Origin of the sequence: Domibacillus epiphyticus, assembly GCF_001975785.1 — a bacterium.
Classification (GTDB): Bacteria; Bacillota; Bacilli; order Bacillales; family Domibacillaceae; genus Domibacillus; species Domibacillus epiphyticus.
This window is the reverse complement of the sequence record NZ_MSFI01000019.1, coordinates 39,359-63,141: the sequence shown is the minus strand read 5'-3', so window position 1 is coordinate 63,141 and position 23,783 is coordinate 39,359. Positions and strand designations below refer to the sequence as shown.

Below are 23,783 nucleotides of genomic sequence, written 5' to 3'. Positions count from 1 at the left end.
ATTTCACCTCTCTTTCCCGTTCGTACGTTTTATAAAATGTTGGATTCCAAAATCTATCATAATGACTACATATGCAGTCATTAATCCACAAACTGTGCTGACCAAATTGAATTGATCTGGGTATTGGAGAGCGATCATCGCTGCAAGCGCTGCTGACCCCATTCGCAAAATCGTTCCAAGAGAAGGTATCTTTCGTCCTTCTTCGACTGCTTTACGGAAACGTTCAATTCGTCTTGAAATGATCCAGTGATTGTAAAGACTAAGTGTCGTCCCTAGAATAAGACCTGCATAAATGGATTGTGCTGATGTGAATCCCCAGCCGAGTACAAAGATGGCAAGTAGATAAATCAAATATTTCCGCTGTCGTTTAATGGAATGCTGGAGTTCGGGCATAGAGTGCTAATCTCCTGAATTGAAATGTTGAATTGTACGCAGCATTGCGTAAACTCCTGCCGAGAGTCCTCCCAGCAGTCCGATGATTAAAAAAAGGGGCACTGTATTCAACCATTTGTCAAGCGCCAGGCCTGCAAAAATACCGGCGATCATGGAGCCGGCGAGCTGGGCTAAAACAGTGCTATATAGCGCCATGGCCCTAAAAGGTCGGTTTTCTTGATCCCGGTTCATCACACACCTCCCAAGAGGCAAAAGCTCATCACGGCGTCCTGCCGCAACGCTTCTGTGACCTACATCCTGTAGACCCTTCAGCATGCTTGAATATGATAAATAGCAGTGGAAAAAAACGGTTACACTATGTATAAAATCTCTTCGCCTTACCCTTTGTTAGCATACAATAGCCCTTTTTTAATGTCAATGTGTTGTGCGAGAAAACCTCAAGAGGCAACAGAATTATTCACAAAATGCTCAAATTTTCTTCTGTTTTCCCGAACATTTTTTCAATATTATAGAAGGTCGTCCGTAAGTAACAGACGACCATGCTTTATTATCCTTTAAAACGCTCCGGTGCATCGACCGCATCTTTAAAGTAATAGCGGATCGCATCACAAATTCTGCGCGATGCTTGACCGTCGCCATACGGATTGGACGCTTTCGCCATTTTCTCATAGGCCGCAGCATCTGTTAATAATTCTGAAGCAAGCGAATAAATGGTTTCTTCCTCCGTACCAGCAAGTTTCAATGTTCCTGCCTCAATTCCTTCTGGACGTTCAGTTGTATCACGCAAAACAAGAACGGGCACGCCAAGTGATGGTGCTTCTTCTTGTACGCCGCCGGAATCTGTCAAGATAAGATGCGCACGATCAGCAAAGTTATGGAAGTCGATTACATCAAGCGGTTCAATTAAATGAATGCGCGGGTCATTCCCGAGAATGGAATCCGCTGTTTCTCGAACGGCCGGGTTTAAATGCACAGGATAAACAACTTGTATATCATCGTGATCGGTAACGAGACGTTTAATCGCACGGAACATATTTTTCATCGGTTCGCCAAGATTTTCACGGCGGTGAGCCGTCATAAGTACAAGGCGGTCTGTTCCAAGACGTTCCAGCACATCATGTGAGTAGTCTTCTTTCACCGTTGTTTTTAGCGCATCGATTGCTGTATTGCCGGTTACGAAAATTGACCGTTCGTCTTTATTTTCATTAAGTAAATTTTGTTCAGATTGTTCTGTCGGTGAAAAATGAAGGTCCGCCATGACACCTGTAAGCTGGCGGTTCATCTCTTCTGGGAATGGAGAATATTTATTCCATGTACGAAGCCCCGCTTCTACGTGGCCGATTGCAATCTGGTTATAAAACGCGGCAAGACCTGCAACAAAGGTTGTCGTTGTGTCACCATGAACAAGCACGATATCCGGCTTTACTTCTTTCATGATATCATCAAGCCCCTCTAACCCGCGTGTTGTTACATCGATAAGTGTTTGGCGGTCCTTCATAATGTTCAAGTCATAATCCGGTGTAATATTGAAAATGTCGAGCACCTGGTCAAGCATTTGACGGTGCTGCGCAGTTACAGTCACAATGGCTTCAAATTCCGGACGGCTTTTAAGTTCCAGAACGAGCGGGGCCATTTTAATCGCTTCCGGCCGTGTGCCGAAAATCGTCATTACTTTAATCGGGCGATCCATTATCTCTCCACCTGCTTTTCTTTATTTTGTTCCAAATAAACGGTCGCCAGCATCGCCAAGACCTGGAACGATGTAGCCTTTTTCGTTTAATTTTTCATCAAGAGCCGCAATGTAAATATCCACGTCCGGATGAGCTTCCTTAATCGCCTCGACGCCTTCAGGTGCCGCAATTAAACACATGAATTTAATATTTTTTGCTCCGCGTTTTTTTAGCGAGTTGATTGCTTCAACTGCAGATCCGCCCGTTGCAAGCATTGGATCGACAACAATAAAATCGCGTTCTTCTACATCTGTAGGCAGCTTTACGTAATATTCAACCGGCTGTAATGTTTCCGGATCACGATATAAACCAACATGTCCCACTTTCGCAGCGGGAATCAGTTTTAATACACCGTCAACCATCCCAATGCCTGCACGTAAAATTGGCACAATGCCAAGCTTTTTACCGGCAAGCACCTTCGCTTTTGCATCACATACAGGAGTTTGAACCGTTACTTCTTCAAGCGGCAGATCGCGTGTAATTTCAAACGCCATCAATGTCGCTACTTCATCTGTTAATTCACGGAACTCTTTCGTTCCTGTTTCTTTATCACGGATCATCGTCAGCTTATGCTGAATTAACGGATGATCAAACACATATACTTTTCCCATTACTTCACTCCTCAATGTTACATTCACAAATAGCTTGTCAAAGTTCTTTCCTATTTTACTTGAAAAGAGTGGGGCGGGCAACAATACACAAAAAACTGCCGGCATAATGCCGGCAGTCCTATTCTAATTTATGATTATTGATAAAGATCATATTTAGAAGTCAATGCTGCTACGCGCTCAGCTGATTCTTTTAATACGTCTGTATCTTCATGGTTTTTCAATGTTTTTGCAATAATTGAAGCTACTTCATCCATTGCCGCTCCATCGAACCCGCGTGATGTAACAGCCGCTGTACCGATACGGATGCCGCTAGTAACAAAAGGGCTTTCCGGATCGAATGGAATCGTATTTTTGTTTACTGTAATACCGACTTCATCAAGAACGGCTTCTGCTACTTTACCAGTCAGGCTGAGTGAACGAAGATCGATCAACAATAGATGGTTGTCTGTTCCGCCAGAAACGATATCAATCCCCTCTTTTGAAAGGCCGGCAGCTAATCTGCTTGCATTATCGATGACGTTTTGTGCATACGTTTTGAAATCTTCCTGAAGAACTTCTCCAAATGCGACTGCTTTAGCCGCGATAACGTGCATAAGCGGACCGCCCTGAATGCCAGGGAAGATAGATTTATCGAGCTTTTTACCGAACTCTTCGCTAGATAAGATCATACCGCCGCGTGGACCGCGCAATGTTTTATGTGTCGTTGTTGTAACGAAATGAGCGTAAGGAACTGGATTTTGGTGAAGGCCTGCTGCCACAAGACCAGCAATGTGTGCCATATCAACCATCAAATAAGCCCCTACTTCGTCCGCGATTTCACGGAATTTGGCAAAGTCAATTGCACGAGGATACGCACTTGCTCCTGCAACAATTAATTTAGGTTTATGCTCAAGCGCTTTTTGGCGAACATCTTCATAATCGATCACTTGCTCATCTTTTGTGACCCCATATTCGATGAAGTTGTACTGCACACCGCTAAAGTTAACCGGGCTTCCGTGCGTTAAGTGACCGCCATGAGATAAATTCATACCAAGAACCGTATCGCCAGTTTCCAAAATTGTGAAGTAAACAGCCATGTTCGCCTGTGCACCTGAATGCGGCTGAACATTTACATATTCTGCACCGAAAATTTCTTTTGCGCGGTCGCGCGCCAAGTCTTCTACGACGTCAACGTGCTCACATCCGCCGTAGTAGCGTTTGCCCGGGTAGCCTTCTGCATACTTATTCGTTAGGACAGACCCTTGCGCTTCCATTACTGCTTCAGATACAAAGTTTTCGGAAGCAATCAGTTCAATTTTCGTTTGCTGGCGTTTCAATTCATCCTTAATCGCTGCAAATACAGCCGGATCTTGCGTTTGAATTTTACTCATCGTTGTTCCCCTTTCCAATCTATTAAATCAAAATAGTATTAACCGATACCCATTAAAAAATTCTCTTTCATTCTAACATGTTTTTCGAATCTTTCAACTGGATTTTATGGTTTTTACGTCTTTTTTTAATAAAAAATAGCTGTCTTTCACGAAAAAGACAGCAAATCCTTAACATTCATCATCACCCGAATCGCTTACATTCGTTTTTTCATAAACAGCACGCGGACCGCCAATCAGCTTCGGCCTCGTTTTTGCCATTGTGACATGCGCCGATCCAACCGAATTTCTTGACGCACGGACCGGAACGGCAACGTGCTTCAAATGCATTCCAATAAACGTGTCCCCAATGTCAATGCCGCCATCTGCTTTTACAAACTCGACCAGCACACAATCTTTTTGCTTATAAGCGTAAGATGCCATTGCACCGCCTGCTGTTCGTACTGGTACTGCCGCTACTTCATCATATCCATATTGCTCCGCCACTCTCCGCTCCATCACAATGGCCCGGTTTAAATGCTCGCAGCATTGAAATGCAAGGTGAACTCCTGTCTCACATGCAAACGAATCCACCGCTTCATATAGAGCTGCAGCCGTTTCATCCGTTCCCGCTGTCCCAATCCGGCCGCCAGCCACTTCTGATGTTGAACAGCCTACGACAAACAGTTGACCCGCTTTAAACTGCGCCTGTTCTTGGAGTTCGTTCAAAAGGACAAAAAGCTCCTCTTTCCACTTAGCGGCCACTTCCATTATTGCCCGCTCTTTTCATACTCGGTAATTTTTTCGACCCGATTTGCATGACGCCCCGCTTCATATTCAGTCGTCAGCCACGTTTTAGCAATTTCACGGGCAAGACCTGCCCCGATTACACGTTCACCCATCGCGAGCATATTACTGTCGTTATGCTGGCGAGTCGCTTTTGCACTAAATACATCATGGACAAGTGCACATCGGATTCCGTTTACTTTATTTGCTGCAATCGACATACCAATTCCTGTTCCGCACACAAGAATTCCGCGGTCAAATTCACCTGCTGCCACTTTTTTTGCGACCGGAAGAGCATAGTCCGGATAATCGACAGAAACTCCGCATTCACAGCCGAAGTCTTCATATTCAATCCCAATTTCTTCGAGCAGGTTTTTTAATTCTTCCCGGATATTCACGCCGCCGTGATCTGATGCAATTGCTACTTTCATGTGTACCGCTCCTTTCAACTTCCTTATTATTTTCTCATATTCTCATTTATAATTACAATTTAAAACGCGTAATAACCGATTTCAATTCAGCCGCCTGCTCCTGTAAATTCTTGCTGACATCGCCAATTTCACCGATGACATCAGACTGATCAGCCGCTGACCGTGTCACTTCATTCGCACCGGCAGATGTTTCTTCTGCAATCGCCGCTACTTCTTGAGACTGCAATGTCGTTTGCTCAATTTTTTCCATCTGCCTGTCAACGAGGCCAGAAATTTCTTCAACGGCTTGGGCCATGTCAGTTATTTTACTGCTCATTTGTCCTACAGCTTCCTTCGCAGAGGCTCCCTTTTCGACACCTTCACTGGCCGCTTCTGCCTGAATGGTAATTTTGTGTACAACATGGTCCACTTCCTGCTGAATTTGTTTTACAAGGTCTGAGATACTTTGAACAGCTTCTGCACTTTCATCAGCCAGCTTTCTTACTTCTTCCGCTACTACAGCAAACCCTTTGCCATGTTCACCAGCGCGTGCCGCTTCAATTGATGCATTTAATGCCAGCAAATTCGTCTGTGCAGCGATATCACCGACAAGTCCAATTACTTTGCCGACTTTTCGTGCATTTTCTTCCAATGAACGAACGGCCTCAAGCGATTCCGTATTATCTGCCGCAAGGGTGTCCATGCCAGTAATTAATAACTCGAATGCTTGTCTGCTCAAATCAAGGTCATGTACCATTCCTTCTGCCTGGCGGGCTGAGTCTTTCGCTTTCCGTTGTACGTTCCCTGCAATACCAGCTACTTCTTCCATCGCTTCTACCGCTGCCTGAACCGCAAGTGCAGAACTTTCGGCGCCTGTTGAAATATCAGCTGCCGTCCGGGTCATTTCAGCCGCTTTCTTGGCTGCTTGTCCACTTATGCCAGCAATGTGGCCAACACTTTCATTTGTCGCGGTAAAATTGCTTTCGATACTGCTGACCATCGTCCTCAAATTCGAAAGCATCTCGTTAAACGCAAGTGCGAGAGCACGAATTTCATCATCACCTTTAGGCAATTCAACTTCTTTGTCAATATAACCATTTGCCGCTTCCCTCGACGCTGCTTCCAGCCGGACAATCGGGTTCACAAAATAAGACGCAGCAAAATAAGATAGAATTCCTGACCAGAGAATACCCAGCACAAGTGTTAAAAACGTAAACAATGTTTCGTTCATATGTGAAAAATAGAGCGGATACAAGTAATAAATAAAGAAAGCAGTAACGGTGTATGTAATAATCGCCAATAAAGTAACAAGCATGACCACTTTTTTACGGATGCCAAATGAATACGACTTCTTTTCTCTCATCGTCTGCTTCCTTTCTCGCTTTGAAGCCACTTTTCAATAAAAAAGATCAGTTCATCATATGTCTTGCGGTACACATCGACAGGGCCGCCAAATGGATCACTTACATCTCCATGAGACCCTTTTAACGTAAACGTCTTTTCCTTTACATGCGGAAAATGAATATCAATTGTCTGTTTATGAGATGCCGTCATCGTCAAGATAATATCTGCCCACTCTGCCAGTTCTTCCGACAATTGAACAGAAGAATGCTGCAGGTTTATTCCTTTTTCTTCCAAAACACTCATCGTTCCAGATGACGCTTGCTCACCCGGATTGGCAAACAACCCCGCTGACTGTACATTCCACTCCGGTTTCTTTTTCCGCAATATTGCCGCTGCCATTGGACTGCGGCATGTGTTACCCGTGCAGACAAACAATATATTCATGAACAACCACCTTTTATGACGTTTCTTTCATTATAATGCATCTACAAACAGTAAAATAGTCCTTTTCATCCAGAAAAGGACTATTCATAACGAAAGAAGCCATTTTATCCCAATAAACATTAGGACAGCACCGCCTGCCGCTTCACCTGCTTTTCCGGCTAAAGCACCAATACGGCGGCTTAACATCAAACCGGTCATCGTAAAAATGGCGGACGACAAACCGAAACATAAGACGGCTGCCATCTGGTCAACCCCGATAACACCAAGGGAAAGACCTGTAGAAAAACTATCCATGCTCACCCCCAATGAGAAAAATACAATACCAATTCCCGCCGGCTGTTTCACGTTCGATTCATCTTTTAAAAGTGACAGCACCATTTGAAGCCCCGTCAGCACTAAAATCACACCGCCTGCCGAAAACAGTGCCCGGCCGAATATTTCTTGCAATTCGTTCCCAGCCGTCATGCTGATGAGCGGCATGATGACATGCATCAGCCCGACAGTAAAACTTATGACAATGATCTTCCACAAACCAATTCTGCGCATTCCAAGCGCAAGTGCCGCCCCAAAAGCATCTGCCGACAATGCCAGAGAAAGTATAAGGATGTCCATGCCTATCTATATTCTTTAACCGGCTTATTTATCCACAAAAAAGCCGAGTGACCAAATGATCACTCGGCTTCTATCCATCGGTGGCCGGCTGCTTTTTCCAGCCTATTCATAATCGCCGCCCCCACTCCTTCTGACGGGAACGTTTCTGCTAGAATCATATCCACTGGCTGCTCATCAAACGAACGCAATGTCCCATACAATCTTTTGGCGACCGATTCTAGATTCCTGCGTTGTCCGCATGAGAGAACAGCATCGGCCTCGTAAAACCGCTCGCTTTCTTCAGTTGTCAGCAACCCAATCTTTTTGCCTTCCGCTCGCAGCTGATTAATTTTATGTTGAATTTGTCCATTCGTTCCTTCTATTAAATAAAGAGGTGCTTTTGGCGCATAATGTGTATATTTCATTCCTGGAGATTTAGGCGGTTCTTTCAGATCATTGTGAGCAGCGTTCATCTCCACTTTTCCCGATACCGCTTCTATATCCAGCTGGGTTACACCGCCTGGACGGAGTATAACCGGAAATGTCCCCGTACAATCCACAACTGTGGATTCCAATCCGACACCCGTTTCACCTCCATCCACAACACCGGCAATCCGGCCGCTGAGATCTTCAAGCACATGGGCAGCTGTTGTCGGGCTCGGTTTTCCAGAGCGGTTGGCACTCGGTGCAGCGACTGGAATGCCCGCCGCTTTAATAATTTCGAGCGCCGCAGGATGGTCAGGCATCCGGATCGCTACCGTGTTAAGACCGGCTGTCACAAGTTCTGAAAGCACACCTTCTTTTTTCGGCACAATAATCGTTAGCGGACCCGGCCAAAATGCATCCATCAGTTTTTGTGCATATTCCGGTACCTTTTGCGCCAGTTTATCCACATCTGAACGTTCTGCAATATGAACAATGAGCGGATTATCCGATGGACGGCCTTTCGCCTGAAATATTTTTTGTACAGCACTATCCATTTTTACATTTCCACCGAGACCGTAAACCGTTTCAGTCGGAAATGCGACGACTTCACCGTCCTGAATTAAGAGAGCCGCTTCTTTAATTTGTGGATAGTGTTGATGAGTTATACCGGACTTATCCACAATCCAGTGTTTTGTCTCCATTTTCGTCACCTTTGCTTCTTTATTTACAAAACTACTACACTATAACTGATTTCTATACATAAATCGACTTTCGATCTTTCTTTTACACACATCTATCCACAATATGTGTATAACTTTCCCCGTTTTGTGAATAACTTAGTGGATGAATGTGAATATTATCTTTAAAATGGCATCATTTTTGCATTTGTCCCCATAAATCGACAACAGCCCATTTTACTTCTTCATCTTCTAAAGGCTGCTCTTCCGGAAAACATTGTGCCGGGTACAGCAAACACCACCAGTTGTCCCCATTTCCATCACCAATTGTGACGACTAGCGATTCGTATGTACCAGGTGGATAAATGAAACGGCCGTACTGTTTTGCTGGAAATTCCTCTTGTCCAAATGTTACGTGAACATCATGTTCAGTTCCAGCTTCTGAATCGGCGATTTCCTCAATCGCTTCCAAATGTTCCTCAATCATCACCCTTGATTCTTCTGCTGAATCAGCTTTCTGTGCCCAATTACTAATTTCCTCTGCAACCGCCCGGTGTACATTATCCTTCCGTTCTTGCTCCTCCATGCTGTCATCATGTGCCACAACTCGGATTCGAATTGATTCATCTGGAATGCCGCCTGCTGCTTCATCTGCAGGAGCAAAATACACCATAAAAGCAGCAGCTGCCGAAAGCCCATATAAATATAGAATCATTGTCTTTGTTTTCACTGAAAATCCCTCCCGGCAATCAGTATCGCCGGTACGGGTTTCTTTTATACGTGCAAAAATACCATTCTATCTTTCCCATTAATATCATACATGGTTTGGACGCTTCCTTCCGGGTATGCCTTTTGAAAAAGAGCAGCAACCGCTTCAGTCTGTCCGGCACCTGTCTCAACGCCAGCGATCCCGCCTTCTTTTAAGACAAACGGCAGCTGTTCAGTTAATGAACGATATAAATCAAGGCCATCTTTGCCGCCGAAAAGAGCCATATGCGGTTCATGATCCACAACAATTGTGGATAACTTTTCTTTTTCGTGGATCGGAATGTAAGGGGGATTCGATAATAAGAGATCTACTTTTATATGACGTTTAATCAGCGGTTCAAGTAAATCACCGTGAAAAAACTGAACTGCCGCACCGAGCTTTTCAGCATTTTGCCTAGCTGTATGGAGTGCTGCTTTTGATAGATCAACAGCATATACATCTGCATCCGGGCGTTCACTTTTCATTGACACAGCGATTGCCCCGCTTCCCGTACCGATATCCGCAATCGCCGGCGATTCCAATCCTTCGATTTTTTCAAGCGCATAATGAACAAGCTCCTCCGTTTCCGGACGTGGAATGAGGACATCTTTATTGACTATAAATGTGCGGCCATAAAATTCTTCCATACCAGTGATATGCTGTACAGGCACACCGTCCGCATGAATATTGACAAATCTCTCAAATTTCGCCGCCTGTTCATCAGTCATCCTATCATGAAGACGGGCAAGCATTTGCGCACGTTCGGCTTGTAATACGTGTAACATGATGTATTCTCCGGCATTTTCGTCGCGGTCATGCTGTTTCAAAAACGAAGAAGCCCAATTTAGGGCTTCGTATATTTTTTTTCCCACAAGTTAATCCTCCAAATTTTCAAGACGGCTCGATTGATCTTCTACGATAAGTGCATCAATGACTTCGCCGACTTTTCCTTCGAGAATTTGATCGAGCTTTTGAATTGTCAATCCAATCCGGTGATCGGTCACGCGGTTTTGAGGGAAATTGTACGTACGAATCCGTTCAGAACGATCACCCGTTCCAACTGCAGATTTACGCACAGCATCGTACTCAGCCTGTGCTTCTTTTTGAAATTTATCATAAATGCGGGCACGGAGTACTTTCATCGCTTTTTCTTTATTTTTAATTTGGGATTTTTCATCCTGGCAGGATACGACAATTCCTGTTGGCAAATGCGTCAGCCGGACAGCAGACATCGTCGTATTAACCGATTGACCGCCTGGACCGCTTGATGCAAATGTATCAACACGTATATCCTTTTCATGTACTTCCACTTCAACCTCTTCCGTTTCAGGCAAAACCGCAACGGTTGCTGTTGATGTGTGAATACGTCCGCCCGATTCCGTTTCCGGCACGCGCTGTACACGGTGAGCGCCATTTTCATATTTCAATTTCGAATACGCTCCACGGCCGTTAATCATAAAGATGATTTCTTTATATCCGCCCAGTCCCGTAGCGTTCGCTTCAATCAGATCGATTTTCCAGCTGTTTGCTTCTGCAAAGCGTGAATACATACGGTACAGGTCCCCTGCAAACAAGGCGGCTTCATCTCCACCGGCTGCCCCGCGAATTTCTATAATGACGTTTTTATCATCATTTGGATCTTTCGGGATCAATAAAATTTTCAAGCGCGCTTCAAGATCAGCAAGGCTCGACTCCAGTTCATTCAGCTCTTCTTTTACCATTTCGCGCATATCATCGTCCAGTTTATCATCAAGCATCACTTTTGCATCAGCGTACTGCTCTTTCGCTTCTTTATATTCACGGTACACTTCCACTGTCTCTTGAATATCGGACTGTTCCTTTGAATAGTCGCGCAGCCGTTTTGGATTGTTCACCACATCTGGATCACTCAACAGTTCATTTAATTTATCATAGCGGTCTTCCACCGCCTGCAATCGGTCAAACATATTTAATCACCTCGATTTTTTATCATGAAAGCGGCGGGTTTTGATGACATTTGCGGCAGACCGGATAATAGGAATCATTGCCGCCAATTTGAATTTGCTCGCCAGTGTATACTGGTTTTCCCGCTTCATCCACACGTAAATTCATTATTGCTTTGCGTTCGCAAAACCAGCAGATTGTTTTCATTTCTTCTACTTTGTCTGCATAAATCAACATATACTTACTGCCTTCAAATAATTCATTTTGAAAATCGTTTTTCAGTCCGAACCCCATCACTGGAATGTTCAATTCATCTACTATTTGAGCAAGCTGCAAAACATGTTTCTTCGATAAAAATTGCACTTCATCAACTAAAATGCAGGATGGTTTCGAATGGTCATCGCGTACCTCTTCATATACGTTTGTCTCGCTAAAAACGGGTTTTGCCTGGCGGCGCAGGCCGATTCTACTTGAAATATAGCCGACTTCATCACGTGTATCAAGTCCAGATGTAAAAAGCAGCACCGATTTATTTTGTTCTTCGTAGTTATGGGCTACTTTTAAAATCTCGATCGATTTGCCGCTATTCATTGCACCATATTTAAAAAATAACTGGGCCATTTTGGTTATTCCTCCGTTTTTATGTACAAAAAAACAGGCAAGCAGTGTAGCACTCCTCGCCTGTTTTCGTCTATCATTATCTTGCTTGATCTTTAAGGCCGTATTTTTTGTTGAAGCGATCCACACGTCCGCCTGCGTCAGCAAACTTCTGACGTCCAGTATAGAATGGATGGCATTCAGAGCAAACCTCTACGCGGATTTCTTCTTTTACGGAACCAGTTTCGAACTCGTTACCGCATGCGCATTTAACGATTGCTGTTTTGTAGTTAGGATGAATTCCTGCTTGCATGTCTTATCTCTCCTTCCGCCCTGAGTCATTCCGAAACAGAGTTGTTATATGAACAAGCACAAGTTTCTTGTGCCTTTCTTTAAATCACACAAAACATATTATATCAGGGTATTGTCTTTTTCGCAAATTATTTCATAGCATTTTTTTCGAAGCACCATTCTTTTTCAGTTCTGCCTGAAGCTGTGCAATGAACTCCTCATTGCTCTTCGTTTGACGAAGACGCCGAAGCACTTTTTCTGCAAGATCCGGTGTATCTGACATCGTTTTACGGATTGCCCAGACCATTTCAAGCTGTTCTTTCCCAATAAGCAGCTCTTCTTTTCGCGTGCCGGAGCGGCGTATGTCGATTGCCGGGAAAATACGGCGTTCTGCAAGTGAACGGTCCAAATGAAGCTCCATGTTGCCCGTTCCTTTAAACTCTTCATAAATGACATCATCCATACGAGATCCAGTGTCAACGAGCGCGGTTGCGAGAATGGTCAGGCTGCCGCCTTCTTCAATATTCCGTGCTGCCCCGAAAAACCGTTTTGGACGGTGGAATGCTGCCGGATCAATCCCTCCGGAAAGTGTTCGCCCACTTGGCGGGATAACAAGGTTATAAGCGCGGGCAAGCCGGGTAATAGAGTCCATTAAAATAATAACATCGCGTTTATGCTCAACAAGCCGCATTGCCCGCTCCAGCACAAGCTCCGCCACTTTAATATGATTTTCAGGCACCTCATCAAATGTGGAGCTGACAACTTCCGCCTGTACCGAACGTTCAATGTCAGTTACTTCTTCTGGACGTTCATCGATTAAAAGGACGATCAGTTCCGCGTCGGGATGATTCGTTGAAATCGAATTGGCGATCTCTTTTAAAAGGATCGTTTTCCCCGCTTTGGGCGGTGCGACAATAAGTCCACGCTGGCCGAAGCCGACCGGCGAAACGAGATCCATGATGCGTGTCGATAAATTTTTCGACTCTGTTTCCAGGTTTACTTGACGATCCGGATAAAGCGGTGTCAATGCCGGAAAATGGACACGCTCTTTCGCTGTTTCCGGATCGTCGCCATTGACTGCTTCAACGTGAAGCAGACCGTAATATCGTTCATTTTCTTTTGGCGGGCGCACTTTTCCTGATACTTTATCTCCGTTGCGCAAATCAAATCGGCGGATTTGTGAAGCCGAAATGTAAATGTCTTCAGAACTCGCTGAATAGTTAATCGGACGGAGGAACCCGAATCCTTCCGATTGAATGATTTCAAGAACACCTTCCATAAAGAAGTAGCCCTGCTGTTCAGCACGCGCTTTTAAAATAGCAAAAATGAGTTCTTTTTTTGTTAGTTTGCTGTAATATGAGATTTTATAAGTTTTCGCAAGCTCATATAATTCTTTCAGTTTTAAGTTTTCAAGATGGTTAATCGTTAATTCTTCCATTATGGCACCACGCTTTATTAGATTGATTATATAAGGGAGGGGCGGCACTCTTCGTCTGCCTGTCTTTGAAGCAATTGGTCAGTGGTTTTCAAATCAAACAAAACAGCGGAGAACCGGACCGGCTGCACCGCTGTTGGTTAATTAGAAGAAAATCCTTTTATGGTTTAATCACGAGATTAGGTTTTTTGTTCAAGCTGTGACGGCCGTCAACGAAGCGGACTGTTCCTGATTTTGCACGCATTACGACCGATTGCGTTTCCGCATATGTTCCTTTGAATTGAACACCTCGCAACAGTTCACCGTCTGTTACGCCTGTCGCTGCAAATATGGCATCGTCGCCACGGACAAGATCTTCCATGCGGAGAACCTTTTCCACATCGATACCCATTTTTTTACAACGTTCAAGCTCTGCTTCATTTTGCGGCAGCAGACGACCTTGAATTTCACCGCCGAGCGCTTTTAAAGCAACCGCTGAGATTACGCCCTCTGGTGCACCACCCGAGCCGAATAAAATGTCAACGCCTGTCATATCAAATGCTGTATTGATCGCGCCTGCAACGTCACCATCATTAATAAGCTTAATACGTGCACCTGCTGCGCGCAATTCCGCAATAATATGCTCGTGGCGTTCGCGATTCAAAATCGTCGCGACAACGTCTTCTATATCTTTATTTTTCGCCCGTGCAACCGCTCTTAAATTGTCCGTTACAGAAGCGTTAATATCGATTTGCCCGACAGCTTCTGGTCCAACAGCAATTTTATCCATGTACATGTCAGGCGCATTTAAAAGGTTTCCATCATCCGCTACTGCCAGAACTGCAAGTGCATTCCATCCGCCTGCTGCGACGATATTTGTGCCTTCAAGAGGATCAACCGCTACATCAACGCGAGGACCGTAGCCTGTTCCGAGCTTTTCGCCGATGTAAAGCATCGGGGCTTCATCCATCTCACCTTCACCGATGACAACCGTTCCTTTCATCGGAATTGTATCAAACACATCACGCATGGCGGATGTTGCTGCGCCGTCTGCTTCATCTTTTAAGCCTCGTCCCATCCAGCGCGCTGAAGCTTGTGCTGCCGCTTCTGTAACGCGAACAAGTTCCATCGATAAACTTCTCTCCATAGCTCTCTTTCCTCCCGTGTTACGAACAAATTCTGAATCTGTATAACCCATTTACAGATATATTGTAACACATTTAGCTCGTCTACCGAAAAAAACTTATCTTATGAGCTTTTTATCTCTTCAAATTCTTCTTCTGACATTTCTTCTCGCCATATATTTGCACCGAGCGCCGTCAGCTTTTCCGTTAAACGGCTGTAGCCCCGGTCGATATGTTCAAGGCCCGTAACTTCTGTTATGCCTTCTGCCATTAGTCCTGCTAGCACAAGTGCGGCTCCTGCCCGCAAATCACTTGCTTTCACTTTTGCCCCCTGCAGGACGACTGGCCCGTTCACAATCGCAGAACGGCCTTCCGTTTTCACGTTAGCCCCCATCCGGCGCAGTTCATCAATATGTTTAAATCGAGCTGGATAAATTGTATCTGTTACGATAGCAGAACCGTCCGCTTTCGTCAAAAGAGAGGTAAACGGCTGCTGCAGATCAGTCGGGAATCCTGGGTAAACCAATGTTTTAATATCTACCGTTTTGAGCAATTCGGCTTTGCCGACGAAAACGCTGTCTTCACCAATTTCAATCGGAACGTTCATTTCGCGGAGTTTTGCTGTTAATGATTCAAGATGGAGCGGGATGACGTTATCGATAACGACACCTTCACCAGCAGCTGCGGCCATAATCATAAATGTCCCTGCCTCAATGCGGTCCGGAATAATCGTATGGCGGCATCCATGTAATTGATCAACACCGTCAATGCGAATGACATCTGTTCCGGCACCTTTAATATTGGCACCCATGTTAGAAAGCAGTGTCGCCACATCAATAATTTCAGGTTCTTTTGCCGCATTTTCAATTATCGTCTGCCCTTTTGCCCGGACTGCCGCAAGCATAATATTGATCGTCGCGCCAACGCTGACAACGTCTAAGTAAATGCGCGCACCCCGTAATTCGTTCGCACGCAAATAAATGGCACCCTGTTCATTCGTCACTTCAGCTCCGAGCGCTTCAAACCCTTTAATATGCTGGTCTATTGGACGAGGGCCGAGATGGCATCCGCCCGGCAGACCGATTACCGCTTTATTAAAACGGCCAAGCAGCGCACCCATTAAATAATAAGAAGCGCGCAGCTTTTTTACTTTCCCGTTCGGAAGAGGCATCGCTGTCATCTGCGTCGGATCAATAATCATTTCACCATCTTCAAATGTCACGAAGCCGCCAATTTCCTCAAGCAGTCCTTTTAGCATGTGAATATCTGAAATATCCGGCAATCCTTCAATTGTAATCGGCGACTCCGCTAAAATAGCAGCCGGTACAAGGGCGACGGCACTATTTTTCGCACCGTCTACTTTAATCGTCCCTTTTAACGAATGACCGCCTTCAATTTTTAATTTTTCCATCATGTACTCCCTTCTTTCTGTGTGTAAACGGAAAGCGGGAAAGCTTTCTTGATAGTCGTAGTTTAACCCTATATCTTCAGTCTCATGTACAGGATTATTTCGCTTTGCGTTTTTCCCAGTCAGCAAGGAAGCCTTCTATGCCTTTATCCGTTAACGGATGCTTGAATAACTGCTGAAGTACTTTAAATGGCGTCGTAGATATATGAGCACCCTTCAATGCTGCTGCTGTTACATGTTGTGGATGGCGAATCGATGCCGCGATAATTTCTGTTTCGATTCCATGGATCGCAAAAATGTCGGCAATTGTTTCGATCAGCTCAAGTCCATCGTGACCAATATCATCAAGACGTCCAAGGAACGGCGATACGTAAGTAGCACCTGCGCGGGCAGCCATCAATGCCTGGTTTGCACTGAATATGAGGGTAACGTTCGTTTTAATGCCTTCTTTCGCAAACACCGCTACCGCTTTCAAACCTTCCGGAGTCATCGGTACTTTCACTGTAATATTTGGTGCAATTTTTGCAAGTTCACGTCCTTCTTCAATCATGCCTTCCGCATCAAGAGCAATTACTTCTGCGCTGACCGAGTCACTTACAAGATCTGTGATTTCACGAAGACGTTCATGGAAAGGAACCGTTTCTTTGGCAACAAGTGATGGGTTCGTTGTTACACCTGAAAGGATGCCCCATGAGTGTGCTTCGCGGATTTCGTCCATATTTGCTGTGTCAATAAAGAATTTCATTAAATATTCCCTCTTTTCAGTTCATTATATTAAATAAACAACAACCGCCTATTTGTTAAAAAGGCGGTTATTGTGTTTCGTTCAGTTATGGAGCAAATAAATTACGCTTTGCCTGAAGAACCAAATTCACGCATTTTGCCTTTAACTGTTTCTTTAATAGCGTCACGTGCAGGTCCAAGGTATTTACGTGGATCATACTCTTCCGGTTTTGCAGCAAGTGTTTCACGAACTGCTTTTGCAGAAGCGATTTGGTTTTCTGTGTTTACGTTGATTTTTGCTGTACCAAGAGAGATCGCTTTTTCGATATCTTTTGTCGGAATACCAGTACCACCGTGAAGCACAAGCGGCACCCCTGTCAATTCCATTACTTCTTTCATGCGGTCAAAACCAAGGTTCGGTTCACCTTTGTATGGACCGTGAACAGATCCAAGTGCAGGAGCGAAACAGTCAACGCCCGTTTCACGTACAAGCTGGTCGCACTCAGAAGGAATTGCGTACATTGCATCCGCATCATCAACGATTAAATCGTCTTCCTGGCCACCGATGCGGCCAAGTTCTGCTTCAACTGAAACACCGTGGAAGTGAGCAAGCTCAACCACTTTTTTCGTCAAAGCAATATTTTCTTCAAGCGGATGATGTGAGCCGTCGATCATGACAGATGTGAATCCTGCATGAATCGCTTTGGCGCAGCTTTCGAAGCTTGAACCGTGATCAAGGTGAATCGCAACAGGAACTGTTACGCCGTATTCGTCCATTAATTCTTTAACCATTGCAACAACTAATTTGAAGCCGCCCATATAACGCGCTGCTCCTTCAGAAACACCGAGGATTACCGGAGACTTTTCTTCTTCAGCCGCCTGTAAAATCGCTTGTGTGAATTCTAGGTTATTCAAGTTGAACTGACCAACAGCATACTTATTTTCTTTCGCTGTGTTTAACATTTCTGTCATAGATACTAATGGCATTATTACTTCCTCCTCAAGGGAATTTATTGCATCATGAAAAACCACATAAGTATCATATCAAATTCATCTTTTTATTACCAACAGAAAAATCCGTATTCTCTTAATGGATTAAATGTTCTTTCACTGTTTTCCGAATATCATCAATATCAAATGGTTTCGGAACGTGCATGATGGCACCGATGTTTTTCGCTTCCTGGATCATGTCCAGCTCCCCATACGCCGTCATGATAATAGCGCGGATACTCGGGTTATCCGCTTTCATTCGTTTCAAAATTTCAATCCCGTCCATTCCGGGAATTTTCATATCAAGCAGCACAAGATCAGGTTTATGTTCCTTCGCTAATTTTACGGCTTCTGGTCCGCTTGCCGCCTGCAAGGTATCATACCCTTCTTTTTTTAACACTTCATTCAGTAAAATACGGATGCCATATTGGTCATCAACAATTAATATGTTTGCTGTCACGTTTGTTGTCCTCCTATTCGTCCTCCTGCAATTTCCGCCTTCCCGCTCTCATTACCCCTTAACATTCTACATTCGCTGTTTTCCTCAAGATTCCTGCCTGCTTCCTTCATTTTGCTGAGCGTACTATAATAAAGAAAAAAGAAAGAGTGATACAGTTGTCGAAAATGTTTATGACACAGCTTAGCGGCTTGATAAAACGGATCAGCGAAAAAGAGGAATTTTCAATTGAAGATGCGGGACGTTTGCTTGCTCAAGGCTTGATCAGTGAAGGGACTATATATATGAAGGGTTTCGGTGAAATGGCGGTCATTGAAACGGAAGCAACAGAAGGTGCAGAAACCTTGCAAAACGTTCATCGATGGACACCTTCCGCCCGGTTGACGGAGGCTGACCGTGTATTGATCGCTTCCCGTTTTTCCGATGATCCGGGAGCATTGACGCTTGCGAAAAAATTAATAGATACAGGAATTCCATTTGCGGCGATTTCTTCGAAAAGAGAAGAAACCGGCATTGAAGAACTAGCCGATGCATTTATTGATCTGAGGCTGACACAAGGCATTTTGCCGGATGATGAGGGAGGACGAACCGGTTTCCCATCATCCATCGCCGGGTTATATGCTTATTTTTTATTAAAAATGACGATCGAGGAAATCGTAAACGAATACGACTAACACACTGACATAGATAGGGCCTTTAATACCCATAAAAAAACCAGCTGACAAATTTCAGCTGGCTTTTTCTCTCAATTATTTATTTTCGATTGCGGCCTCAACAAATTTTTTGAACAATGGCTGCGGACGTGTCGGGCGCGATGTAAATTCCGGATGGAACTGCGCTGCGACGAACCATGGATGGTTGGCTAGCTCTACAATTTCAACGAGACGGCCATCCGGGCTTGTTCCAGAGAAGATGAACCCTTTTTTCTCCATTTGTTCACGGAATTCGTTGTTGAATTCATAACGGTGACGATGGCGCTCATATACGATTTCTTCATTGTAAGCTTCGCGGGCACGTGTACCTTCTGTTAATTTACATGCATATAAACCAAGACGAAGTGTACCGCCAAGATCTTCAATGTCTTTTTGCTCAGGCAAAAGATCAATAATCGGATATGGCGTTTCCGGTACGATTTCTGCCGAGTGTGCACCTTCCAATTTCAATACGTTGCGCGCGTACTCAATAGACGCAAGCTGCATACCGAGACAAATACCAAAAAACGGAACGTTATTTTCTCGTGCATATTTAATTGCAGCAAGCTTTCCATCGATGCCCCGGTCACCAAATCCGCCCGGCACAAGAATACCGGCTGCGTCTTTCAATCGCTCCGCCGCGTTTTCTTCTGAGAGTTCTGCAGAATTTACCCAGTCAATTTCCACATCTGTATCAAACTGATAACCGGCATGTTTCAATGACTCCGCAACAGAAATATACGCATCTTGAAGTTCTACATATTTACCAACGAGCGCAATGCGCGTTTTGTTCGGCAAGTTGCGAACTTTATCAACGAGTGCTTTCCACTCGGTCATATCCGCATCGTGGCATTGCATTTTTAATAAACGGCACACAAGGTCGTCCATTTTTTGCTTCTGAAGCATAAGCGGTACCGCATAAAGTGTATCCGCATCTGTTGCTTCAATAACAGCTTCTTTCGCAATGTCACAGAACAAAGCAAGTTTGTCCTTCATATCCTGGGAAATTGGCATCTCCGTACGAACAACAATAATGTTCGGCTGTATACCGAGACTGCGAAGTTCTTTTACGCTATGCTGCGTCGGTTTTGTTTTCATTTCACCGGCTGCTTTTAAATAAGGGATAAGCGTACAATGAATGTATAATACATTATCCTGGCCGACATCACTTTTTATTTGACGAATCGCTTCAAGGAATGGAAGTGATTCGATGTCGCCAACTGTACCGCCAATTTCCGTTATAACAACATCTGCGCCTGATTCTTTACCCGCCCGGAAAACACGGTCTTTAATTTCATTCGTAATGTGCGGTATAACCTGAACCGTACCGCCCAAATATTCGCCGCGGCGCTCTTTCCGGAGTACGGTTGAATACACTTTACCTGTTGTAATGTTGCTTAGTTTCGTCAAGTTTATATCGATGAAACGTTCATAGTGACCGAGATCAAGATCCGTTTCCGCACCGTCATCAGTGACGAATACTTCCCCATGCTGATACGGACTCATTGTCCCCGGGTCCACGTTAATATATGGATCGAATTTTTGAATAAAAACTTTTAAGCCACGGTTCTTTAAAAGACGGCCGAGTGATGCAGCGGTAATTCCTTTTCCTAATGATGAAACAACCCCGCCTGTTACGAATATATATTTCGTCAAAGTGAAAATCCTCCTTCGATGCTTCTGTTTTTCTCCATAAAGTGAAACTCAATCCGCGGGATAAAATAACCCAAGCGATTGGTTTGTTGAACAAATCGGATCTTTAGGGGCAGTTATCCCCCTAAATTTCTTCTATATTCACACGTTTTGATTAGGTCGTAATGCCCCTTAAGGTGGGGGAAATACAAAAAACGCTCCGCTTACTTCTCAGTAAGAGGAGCGTCATAGACTAAAATAATTCGTCTCATAAAAGAGCCCAAATAAAATACTACAATTCGACGATAAATTAGTCAAGCGAAGATTATTAGTTATTTATCGTCGAGATCATACTCGTCTTCAGCGCCTTCTTCTTCTTCAAAATCGTCATCATTGTCATCAAGGTCGTCGTCGATTTCAACGTCGATTTCTTCTTCAATATCCTCATCGAGGTCGTCTTCGTCAACATTGATGTCATCCTCAATCTCATCAAAATCGTCTTCCTCAAAATCATCGAGATCATCTTCGTCTTCAATAATTTCTTCTTCAAAATCGTCGTCCACTGCTTTTTTCGTCTTTTTCTTGCGTGTTTTCACAGTGGCAGTTGTTGTTTCTTCTTCAAGCTTTTCAACCGGATACCATGCGCGCAGACCCCAGCGGTTATCACCTAAAGGCAGAAAGCTGCCATCGATGTTTAAGTCCGTATAAAATTGAACCATACGTGACTTTACTTCATCATCTGAAATTTCAAGATGCTTTTGTATTTGTGACAGCATCTCCTTAAATGATACCGGCTCCCGCTTTTCAGCAAGAATTAAATGCGCCAGCTCAAGGAATGACATTTCTTTTAACTCTTCTTTGGAATATTGTTGCAAACTCACCATCCGCACTTCCCTTCTCTATTAACAAAAAGCTCTAAAAGAGCAAAACGTTTTTAGCATATTCTCCATTATAAACAAAAAATATGGCTATATGCCATATTTATGTGATGATTTCTGCTTTTTTTCCAGCGGAAGGGGCGGAATGGTCTATTTGTGGTGTTCTATTCCTTTTTTTTGAACGACCGCTATATTCTTCATACGATTTATAAAAGAAAAAAAAGGAGATGAGAAGGAATGGAACAGCTCCAAATTGTTTTAAATAAAGCCAGTATGAAAAAATGGCAACAATAATCATAGCAGTATATTGAACAACCCGCTTCATACCTTCACATCCTTCCTGTCAACTCTCACAATCATTTTACTCTTTAAATGTTGATCGAACATCTTTTCATTGTAAATTTTTTATAAGTATTCCCTTCTTCCTTGATAATAATCGTAAAGGGGAAAAAAAGAAACTTTCGTACGACGTCTCTATCTTTTTAATCATTTTCAGAAAAAGTCGTTTTCCAATACATATGCCGGGTAGAGTGAAGAGCAGAACATGAATAAAATTTCAATGACAGAAGGAGTGTTTGCATCATGGAAAAGAAAAAATTTATTGGTGTATATCATAGTGAAACAGAATTAATCGCAAAAATTGATGAATTAAAAAGGCAAGGTTATACAGAAGGTGATATTTATGTCGTGGCAAAAAATCAGGAAGATATTTCAATGGTCCGCGGAAGAACCGACGCCGAGGTGCAGACAGCAGGAAGCTCATGGATGGATCGCTTTATTGCGTTTTTATCTGGCGAAGAACCGGTTCGAACAGCTTTCCGCCATATGGGTGTATCCGACGCGGAAGCAGATCGTTACTATACAGAAGTAGAAAATGGCGGAATTCTTTTATATGTCGATCATGAATACGGTCTCCTGTATGATGAAGAGCGTACGGGAGGAGTTGTTGATCCGAACTTAGGCGGCAATGCATACGCAGCAGATCAAGCAAACTTGGCTGGCGGCACATATGCGTCAACAGATGGACGCCTCGACCATGAGCTAACAGAAGAGGAAAAGCTTAGACTGCACGAAGAACGGATTCATGTAAATAAGGAACGTGTTCAAACGGGTGAAGTACATGTTGATAAAAAGGTAGTGGAAGAAGAAAAAGTCCTTGATGTGCCTGTCCAGCGAGAAGAAGTTGTCGTCGAACGGAGACCGGTCATAGATGATGCAATAATAGGGTCAGAAGATGAGCGGGACGCTGCGTTTAAAGAGGACAGTGAAACGATTCGTGTACCAATTACAGAAGAGCGCATAGACGTAACAAAGAAGCCGGTTGTGAAAGAAGAAATTATCATCAGTAAACGAAAAGTGAATGAAACAGAAACGGTTCGTGATACGGTTCTACGAGAAGAAGCAAACATAAACGAAGACTCGACGAAACGTAATATATAATTACAAAAGACAAGCCCCGCTCTTTTTCGTGAGCGGGCTTGTCTTTTTTGCACTGAACAAAACATCCCTTTATTTTTCGTACCCGTTCACACCAGAAAAAAGCAGATCGGTCTGCAACGTAATGTATTCATCCAGCGAGAACGATTTTTGCAGCATCCAGCGGCGAAACCCCCACATTTGACCTTGAATAAAAATATTTTGCGCCAATATATGCACCTTTTTTTGATCCATATCAAGGAGGCCGTGGTCCACGCAGCGTTGGATGAGTGTCTCTACCATTGCGACCATTTCCACTTCTTTTTTCAGCACGTATGGCAAAGCATCTTTTGAAAGCGACTTCGCTTCCTGGTACATGACAAGTACTTCATCCTGCATTTCATCCATCACTCGAAAATAATAAGCGATGCCAAGCTTTAAGCTTTCAAGCGTTCCCCGTTCGAAATCAATCTGCTGCAGCCGCTCCTTTACCTGATCATAAATGCTGTCACATACAAGATACAATACATCTTCTTTTGTACGGATATATTCATACATTGTACCGATACTGAATCCGGACGCTTTGGCAATTTCACGTGTTGTAGTCCGATGAAATCCTTTTTTCTTAAATAATTGAACGGCGCCGCGGATCATCTCCGAACGCCGTTTTTCAATAAGCTGTACGTCCTTCACCGTTGTGTGTACTTGCCGTTTTCGATCTGTCATTGTTTT

28 protein-coding genes are annotated in these 23,783 nt (G+C 44.0%); 2 read left to right on the top strand and 26 right to left on the bottom strand.

Annotated features, from left to right (window positions below; all coding sequences use genetic code 11):
* Positions 1-3: 3 nt before the first annotated feature.
* The 22 genes from BTO28_RS11095 to BTO28_RS10990 form a co-directional block, all read right to left on the bottom strand.
* Positions 4-393: an ATP synthase subunit I gene (locus BTO28_RS11095; protein WP_076766229.1), complete on the bottom strand. Its 390-nt coding sequence runs from the start codon at positions 391-393 to the stop codon at positions 4-6.
* A gap of 6 nt (positions 394-399) precedes the next feature.
* Positions 400-624 carry an AtpZ/AtpI family protein gene (locus BTO28_RS11090; protein WP_076766227.1) on the bottom strand — a complete coding sequence of 75 codons (225 nt, stop codon included), beginning with the start codon at positions 622-624 and terminating at the stop codon, positions 400-402.
* A gap of 316 nt (positions 625-940) precedes the next feature.
* Entirely contained in the window at positions 941-2,083 is a 1,143-nt protein-coding gene (gene wecB, locus BTO28_RS11085; protein WP_076766225.1) for a non-hydrolyzing UDP-N-acetylglucosamine 2-epimerase, read from the bottom strand.
* Positions 2,084-2,104: 21 nt separating this feature from the next.
* A complete protein-coding gene (upp, locus tag BTO28_RS11080; protein ID WP_076766221.1) occupies positions 2,105-2,734 on the bottom strand; it encodes a uracil phosphoribosyltransferase in 630 nt (209 codons plus the stop codon).
* A 134-nt stretch (positions 2,735-2,868) separates the two neighbouring features.
* Positions 2,869-4,104: a serine hydroxymethyltransferase gene (gene glyA, locus BTO28_RS11075; protein ID WP_076766218.1), complete on the bottom strand. Its 1,236-nt coding sequence runs from the start codon at positions 4,102-4,104 to the stop codon at positions 2,869-2,871.
* 168 nt (positions 4,105-4,272) lie between these two features.
* Positions 4,273-4,851, bottom strand: a complete 579-nt coding sequence (locus tag BTO28_RS11070) for a TIGR01440 family protein (RefSeq protein WP_076766216.1) — start codon at positions 4,849-4,851, stop codon at positions 4,273-4,275.
* Positions 4,851-5,297 carry a ribose 5-phosphate isomerase B gene (gene rpiB, locus BTO28_RS11065; protein ID WP_076766214.1) on the bottom strand — a complete coding sequence of 149 codons (447 nt, stop codon included), beginning with the start codon at positions 5,295-5,297 and terminating at the stop codon, positions 4,851-4,853. Before rpiB ends, BTO28_RS11070 begins: the two co-directional genes overlap by 1 nt.
* Positions 5,298-5,349: 52 nt before the next feature.
* Positions 5,350-6,639, bottom strand: a complete 1,290-nt coding sequence (locus BTO28_RS11060; protein ID WP_076766210.1) for a methyl-accepting chemotaxis protein — start codon at positions 6,637-6,639, stop codon at positions 5,350-5,352.
* Positions 6,636-7,064, bottom strand: coding sequence for a low molecular weight protein arginine phosphatase (locus tag BTO28_RS11055; RefSeq protein WP_076766207.1), 429 nt, complete (start codon positions 7,062-7,064; stop codon positions 6,636-6,638). The genes BTO28_RS11060 and BTO28_RS11055 overlap by 4 nt, the downstream gene beginning before the upstream one ends.
* Positions 7,065-7,148: 84 nt before the next feature.
* On the bottom strand, positions 7,149-7,676 hold the full coding sequence (locus tag BTO28_RS11050; RefSeq protein WP_083711500.1) for a manganese efflux pump MntP: 528 nt from the start codon (positions 7,674-7,676) through the stop codon (positions 7,149-7,151).
* Positions 7,677-7,735: 59 nt separating this feature from the next.
* Complete coding sequence (locus tag BTO28_RS11045; protein ID WP_076766204.1) at positions 7,736-8,782, bottom strand: L-threonylcarbamoyladenylate synthase; 1,047 nt, start codon at positions 8,780-8,782, stop codon at positions 7,736-7,738.
* A gap of 172 nt (positions 8,783-8,954) precedes the next feature.
* The gene (locus BTO28_RS11040) at positions 8,955-9,488 is read right to left on the bottom strand and encodes a stage II sporulation protein R (protein WP_076766202.1); all 534 of its coding nucleotides are present in this window, start codon (positions 9,486-9,488) and stop codon (positions 8,955-8,957) included.
* Positions 9,489-9,532: 44 nt separating this feature from the next.
* Positions 9,533-10,378: a peptide chain release factor N(5)-glutamine methyltransferase gene (prmC, locus tag BTO28_RS11035; RefSeq protein ID WP_076766200.1), complete on the bottom strand. Its 846-nt coding sequence runs from the start codon at positions 10,376-10,378 to the stop codon at positions 9,533-9,535.
* A 3-nt stretch (positions 10,379-10,381) separates the two neighbouring features.
* Positions 10,382-11,452 carry a peptide chain release factor 1 gene (prfA, locus tag BTO28_RS11030; protein WP_076766198.1) on the bottom strand — a complete coding sequence of 357 codons (1,071 nt, stop codon included), beginning with the start codon at positions 11,450-11,452 and terminating at the stop codon, positions 10,382-10,384.
* A 22-nt stretch (positions 11,453-11,474) separates the two neighbouring features.
* Positions 11,475-12,050 (bottom strand): thymidine kinase, encoded by a 576-nt coding sequence (locus tag BTO28_RS11025; protein WP_076766196.1) that lies wholly within the window; start codon positions 12,048-12,050, stop codon positions 11,475-11,477.
* Between the two features lie 76 nt (positions 12,051-12,126).
* The gene (gene rpmE, locus BTO28_RS11020; RefSeq protein ID WP_076766194.1) at positions 12,127-12,339 is read right to left on the bottom strand and encodes a 50S ribosomal protein L31; all 213 of its coding nucleotides are present in this window, start codon (positions 12,337-12,339) and stop codon (positions 12,127-12,129) included.
* A gap of 132 nt (positions 12,340-12,471) precedes the next feature.
* Positions 12,472-13,755 carry a transcription termination factor Rho gene (gene rho, locus BTO28_RS11015; protein ID WP_076766192.1) on the bottom strand — a complete coding sequence of 428 codons (1,284 nt, stop codon included), beginning with the start codon at positions 13,753-13,755 and terminating at the stop codon, positions 12,472-12,474.
* 157 nt (positions 13,756-13,912) lie between these two features.
* Positions 13,913-14,878: a class II fructose-bisphosphatase gene (gene glpX, locus BTO28_RS11010; protein WP_076766190.1), complete on the bottom strand. Its 966-nt coding sequence runs from the start codon at positions 14,876-14,878 to the stop codon at positions 13,913-13,915.
* A gap of 101 nt (positions 14,879-14,979) precedes the next feature.
* Entirely contained in the window at positions 14,980-16,266 is a 1,287-nt protein-coding gene (locus BTO28_RS11005) for a UDP-N-acetylglucosamine 1-carboxyvinyltransferase (RefSeq protein ID WP_076766486.1), read from the bottom strand.
* Between the two features lie 94 nt (positions 16,267-16,360).
* A complete protein-coding gene (gene fsa, locus BTO28_RS11000; protein ID WP_076766188.1) occupies positions 16,361-17,008 on the bottom strand; it encodes a fructose-6-phosphate aldolase in 648 nt (215 codons plus the stop codon).
* A gap of 101 nt (positions 17,009-17,109) precedes the next feature.
* Positions 17,110-17,973 (bottom strand): class II fructose-bisphosphate aldolase, encoded by an 864-nt coding sequence (locus BTO28_RS10995; RefSeq protein WP_076766186.1) that lies wholly within the window; start codon positions 17,971-17,973, stop codon positions 17,110-17,112.
* Between the two features lie 100 nt (positions 17,974-18,073).
* Complete coding sequence (locus BTO28_RS10990) at positions 18,074-18,436, bottom strand: response regulator (protein ID WP_076766184.1); 363 nt, start codon at positions 18,434-18,436, stop codon at positions 18,074-18,076.
* 164 nt (positions 18,437-18,600) lie between these two features.
* Between BTO28_RS10990 and BTO28_RS10985 the strand changes: the two genes are divergently transcribed.
* On the top strand, positions 18,601-19,107 hold the full coding sequence (locus BTO28_RS10985; protein WP_198936766.1) for a DUF2529 family protein: 507 nt from the start codon (positions 18,601-18,603) through the stop codon (positions 19,105-19,107).
* A gap of 75 nt (positions 19,108-19,182) precedes the next feature.
* Here the strand turns inward: BTO28_RS10985 and BTO28_RS10980 are convergent, their stop codons facing one another.
* From BTO28_RS10980 to BTO28_RS10970, 3 genes are all read right to left on the bottom strand, one after another.
* On the bottom strand, positions 19,183-20,781 hold the full coding sequence (locus tag BTO28_RS10980; protein ID WP_076766180.1) for a CTP synthase: 1,599 nt from the start codon (positions 20,779-20,781) through the stop codon (positions 19,183-19,185).
* Positions 20,782-21,089: 308 nt separating this feature from the next.
* The gene (gene rpoE / locus BTO28_RS10975) at positions 21,090-21,641 is read right to left on the bottom strand and encodes a DNA-directed RNA polymerase subunit delta (protein ID WP_083711498.1); all 552 of its coding nucleotides are present in this window, start codon (positions 21,639-21,641) and stop codon (positions 21,090-21,092) included.
* A 97-nt stretch (positions 21,642-21,738) separates the two neighbouring features.
* The gene (locus tag BTO28_RS10970) at positions 21,739-21,960 is read right to left on the bottom strand and encodes a hypothetical protein (RefSeq protein WP_076766178.1); all 222 of its coding nucleotides are present in this window, start codon (positions 21,958-21,960) and stop codon (positions 21,739-21,741) included.
* 257 nt (positions 21,961-22,217) lie between these two features.
* On the opposite strand from BTO28_RS10970, the gene BTO28_RS10965 reads away from it, so the two are divergent.
* Positions 22,218-23,075 (top strand): YsnF/AvaK domain-containing protein, encoded by an 858-nt coding sequence (locus BTO28_RS10965; protein ID WP_076766176.1) that lies wholly within the window; start codon positions 22,218-22,220, stop codon positions 23,073-23,075.
* Between the two features lie 69 nt (positions 23,076-23,144).
* Here BTO28_RS10965 and BTO28_RS10960 read toward each other — a convergent pair whose 3' ends face one another.
* Positions 23,145-23,777 carry a TetR/AcrR family transcriptional regulator gene (locus BTO28_RS10960; RefSeq protein ID WP_076766174.1) on the bottom strand — a complete coding sequence of 211 codons (633 nt, stop codon included), beginning with the start codon at positions 23,775-23,777 and terminating at the stop codon, positions 23,145-23,147.
* Positions 23,778-23,783: the final 6 nt, after the last annotated feature.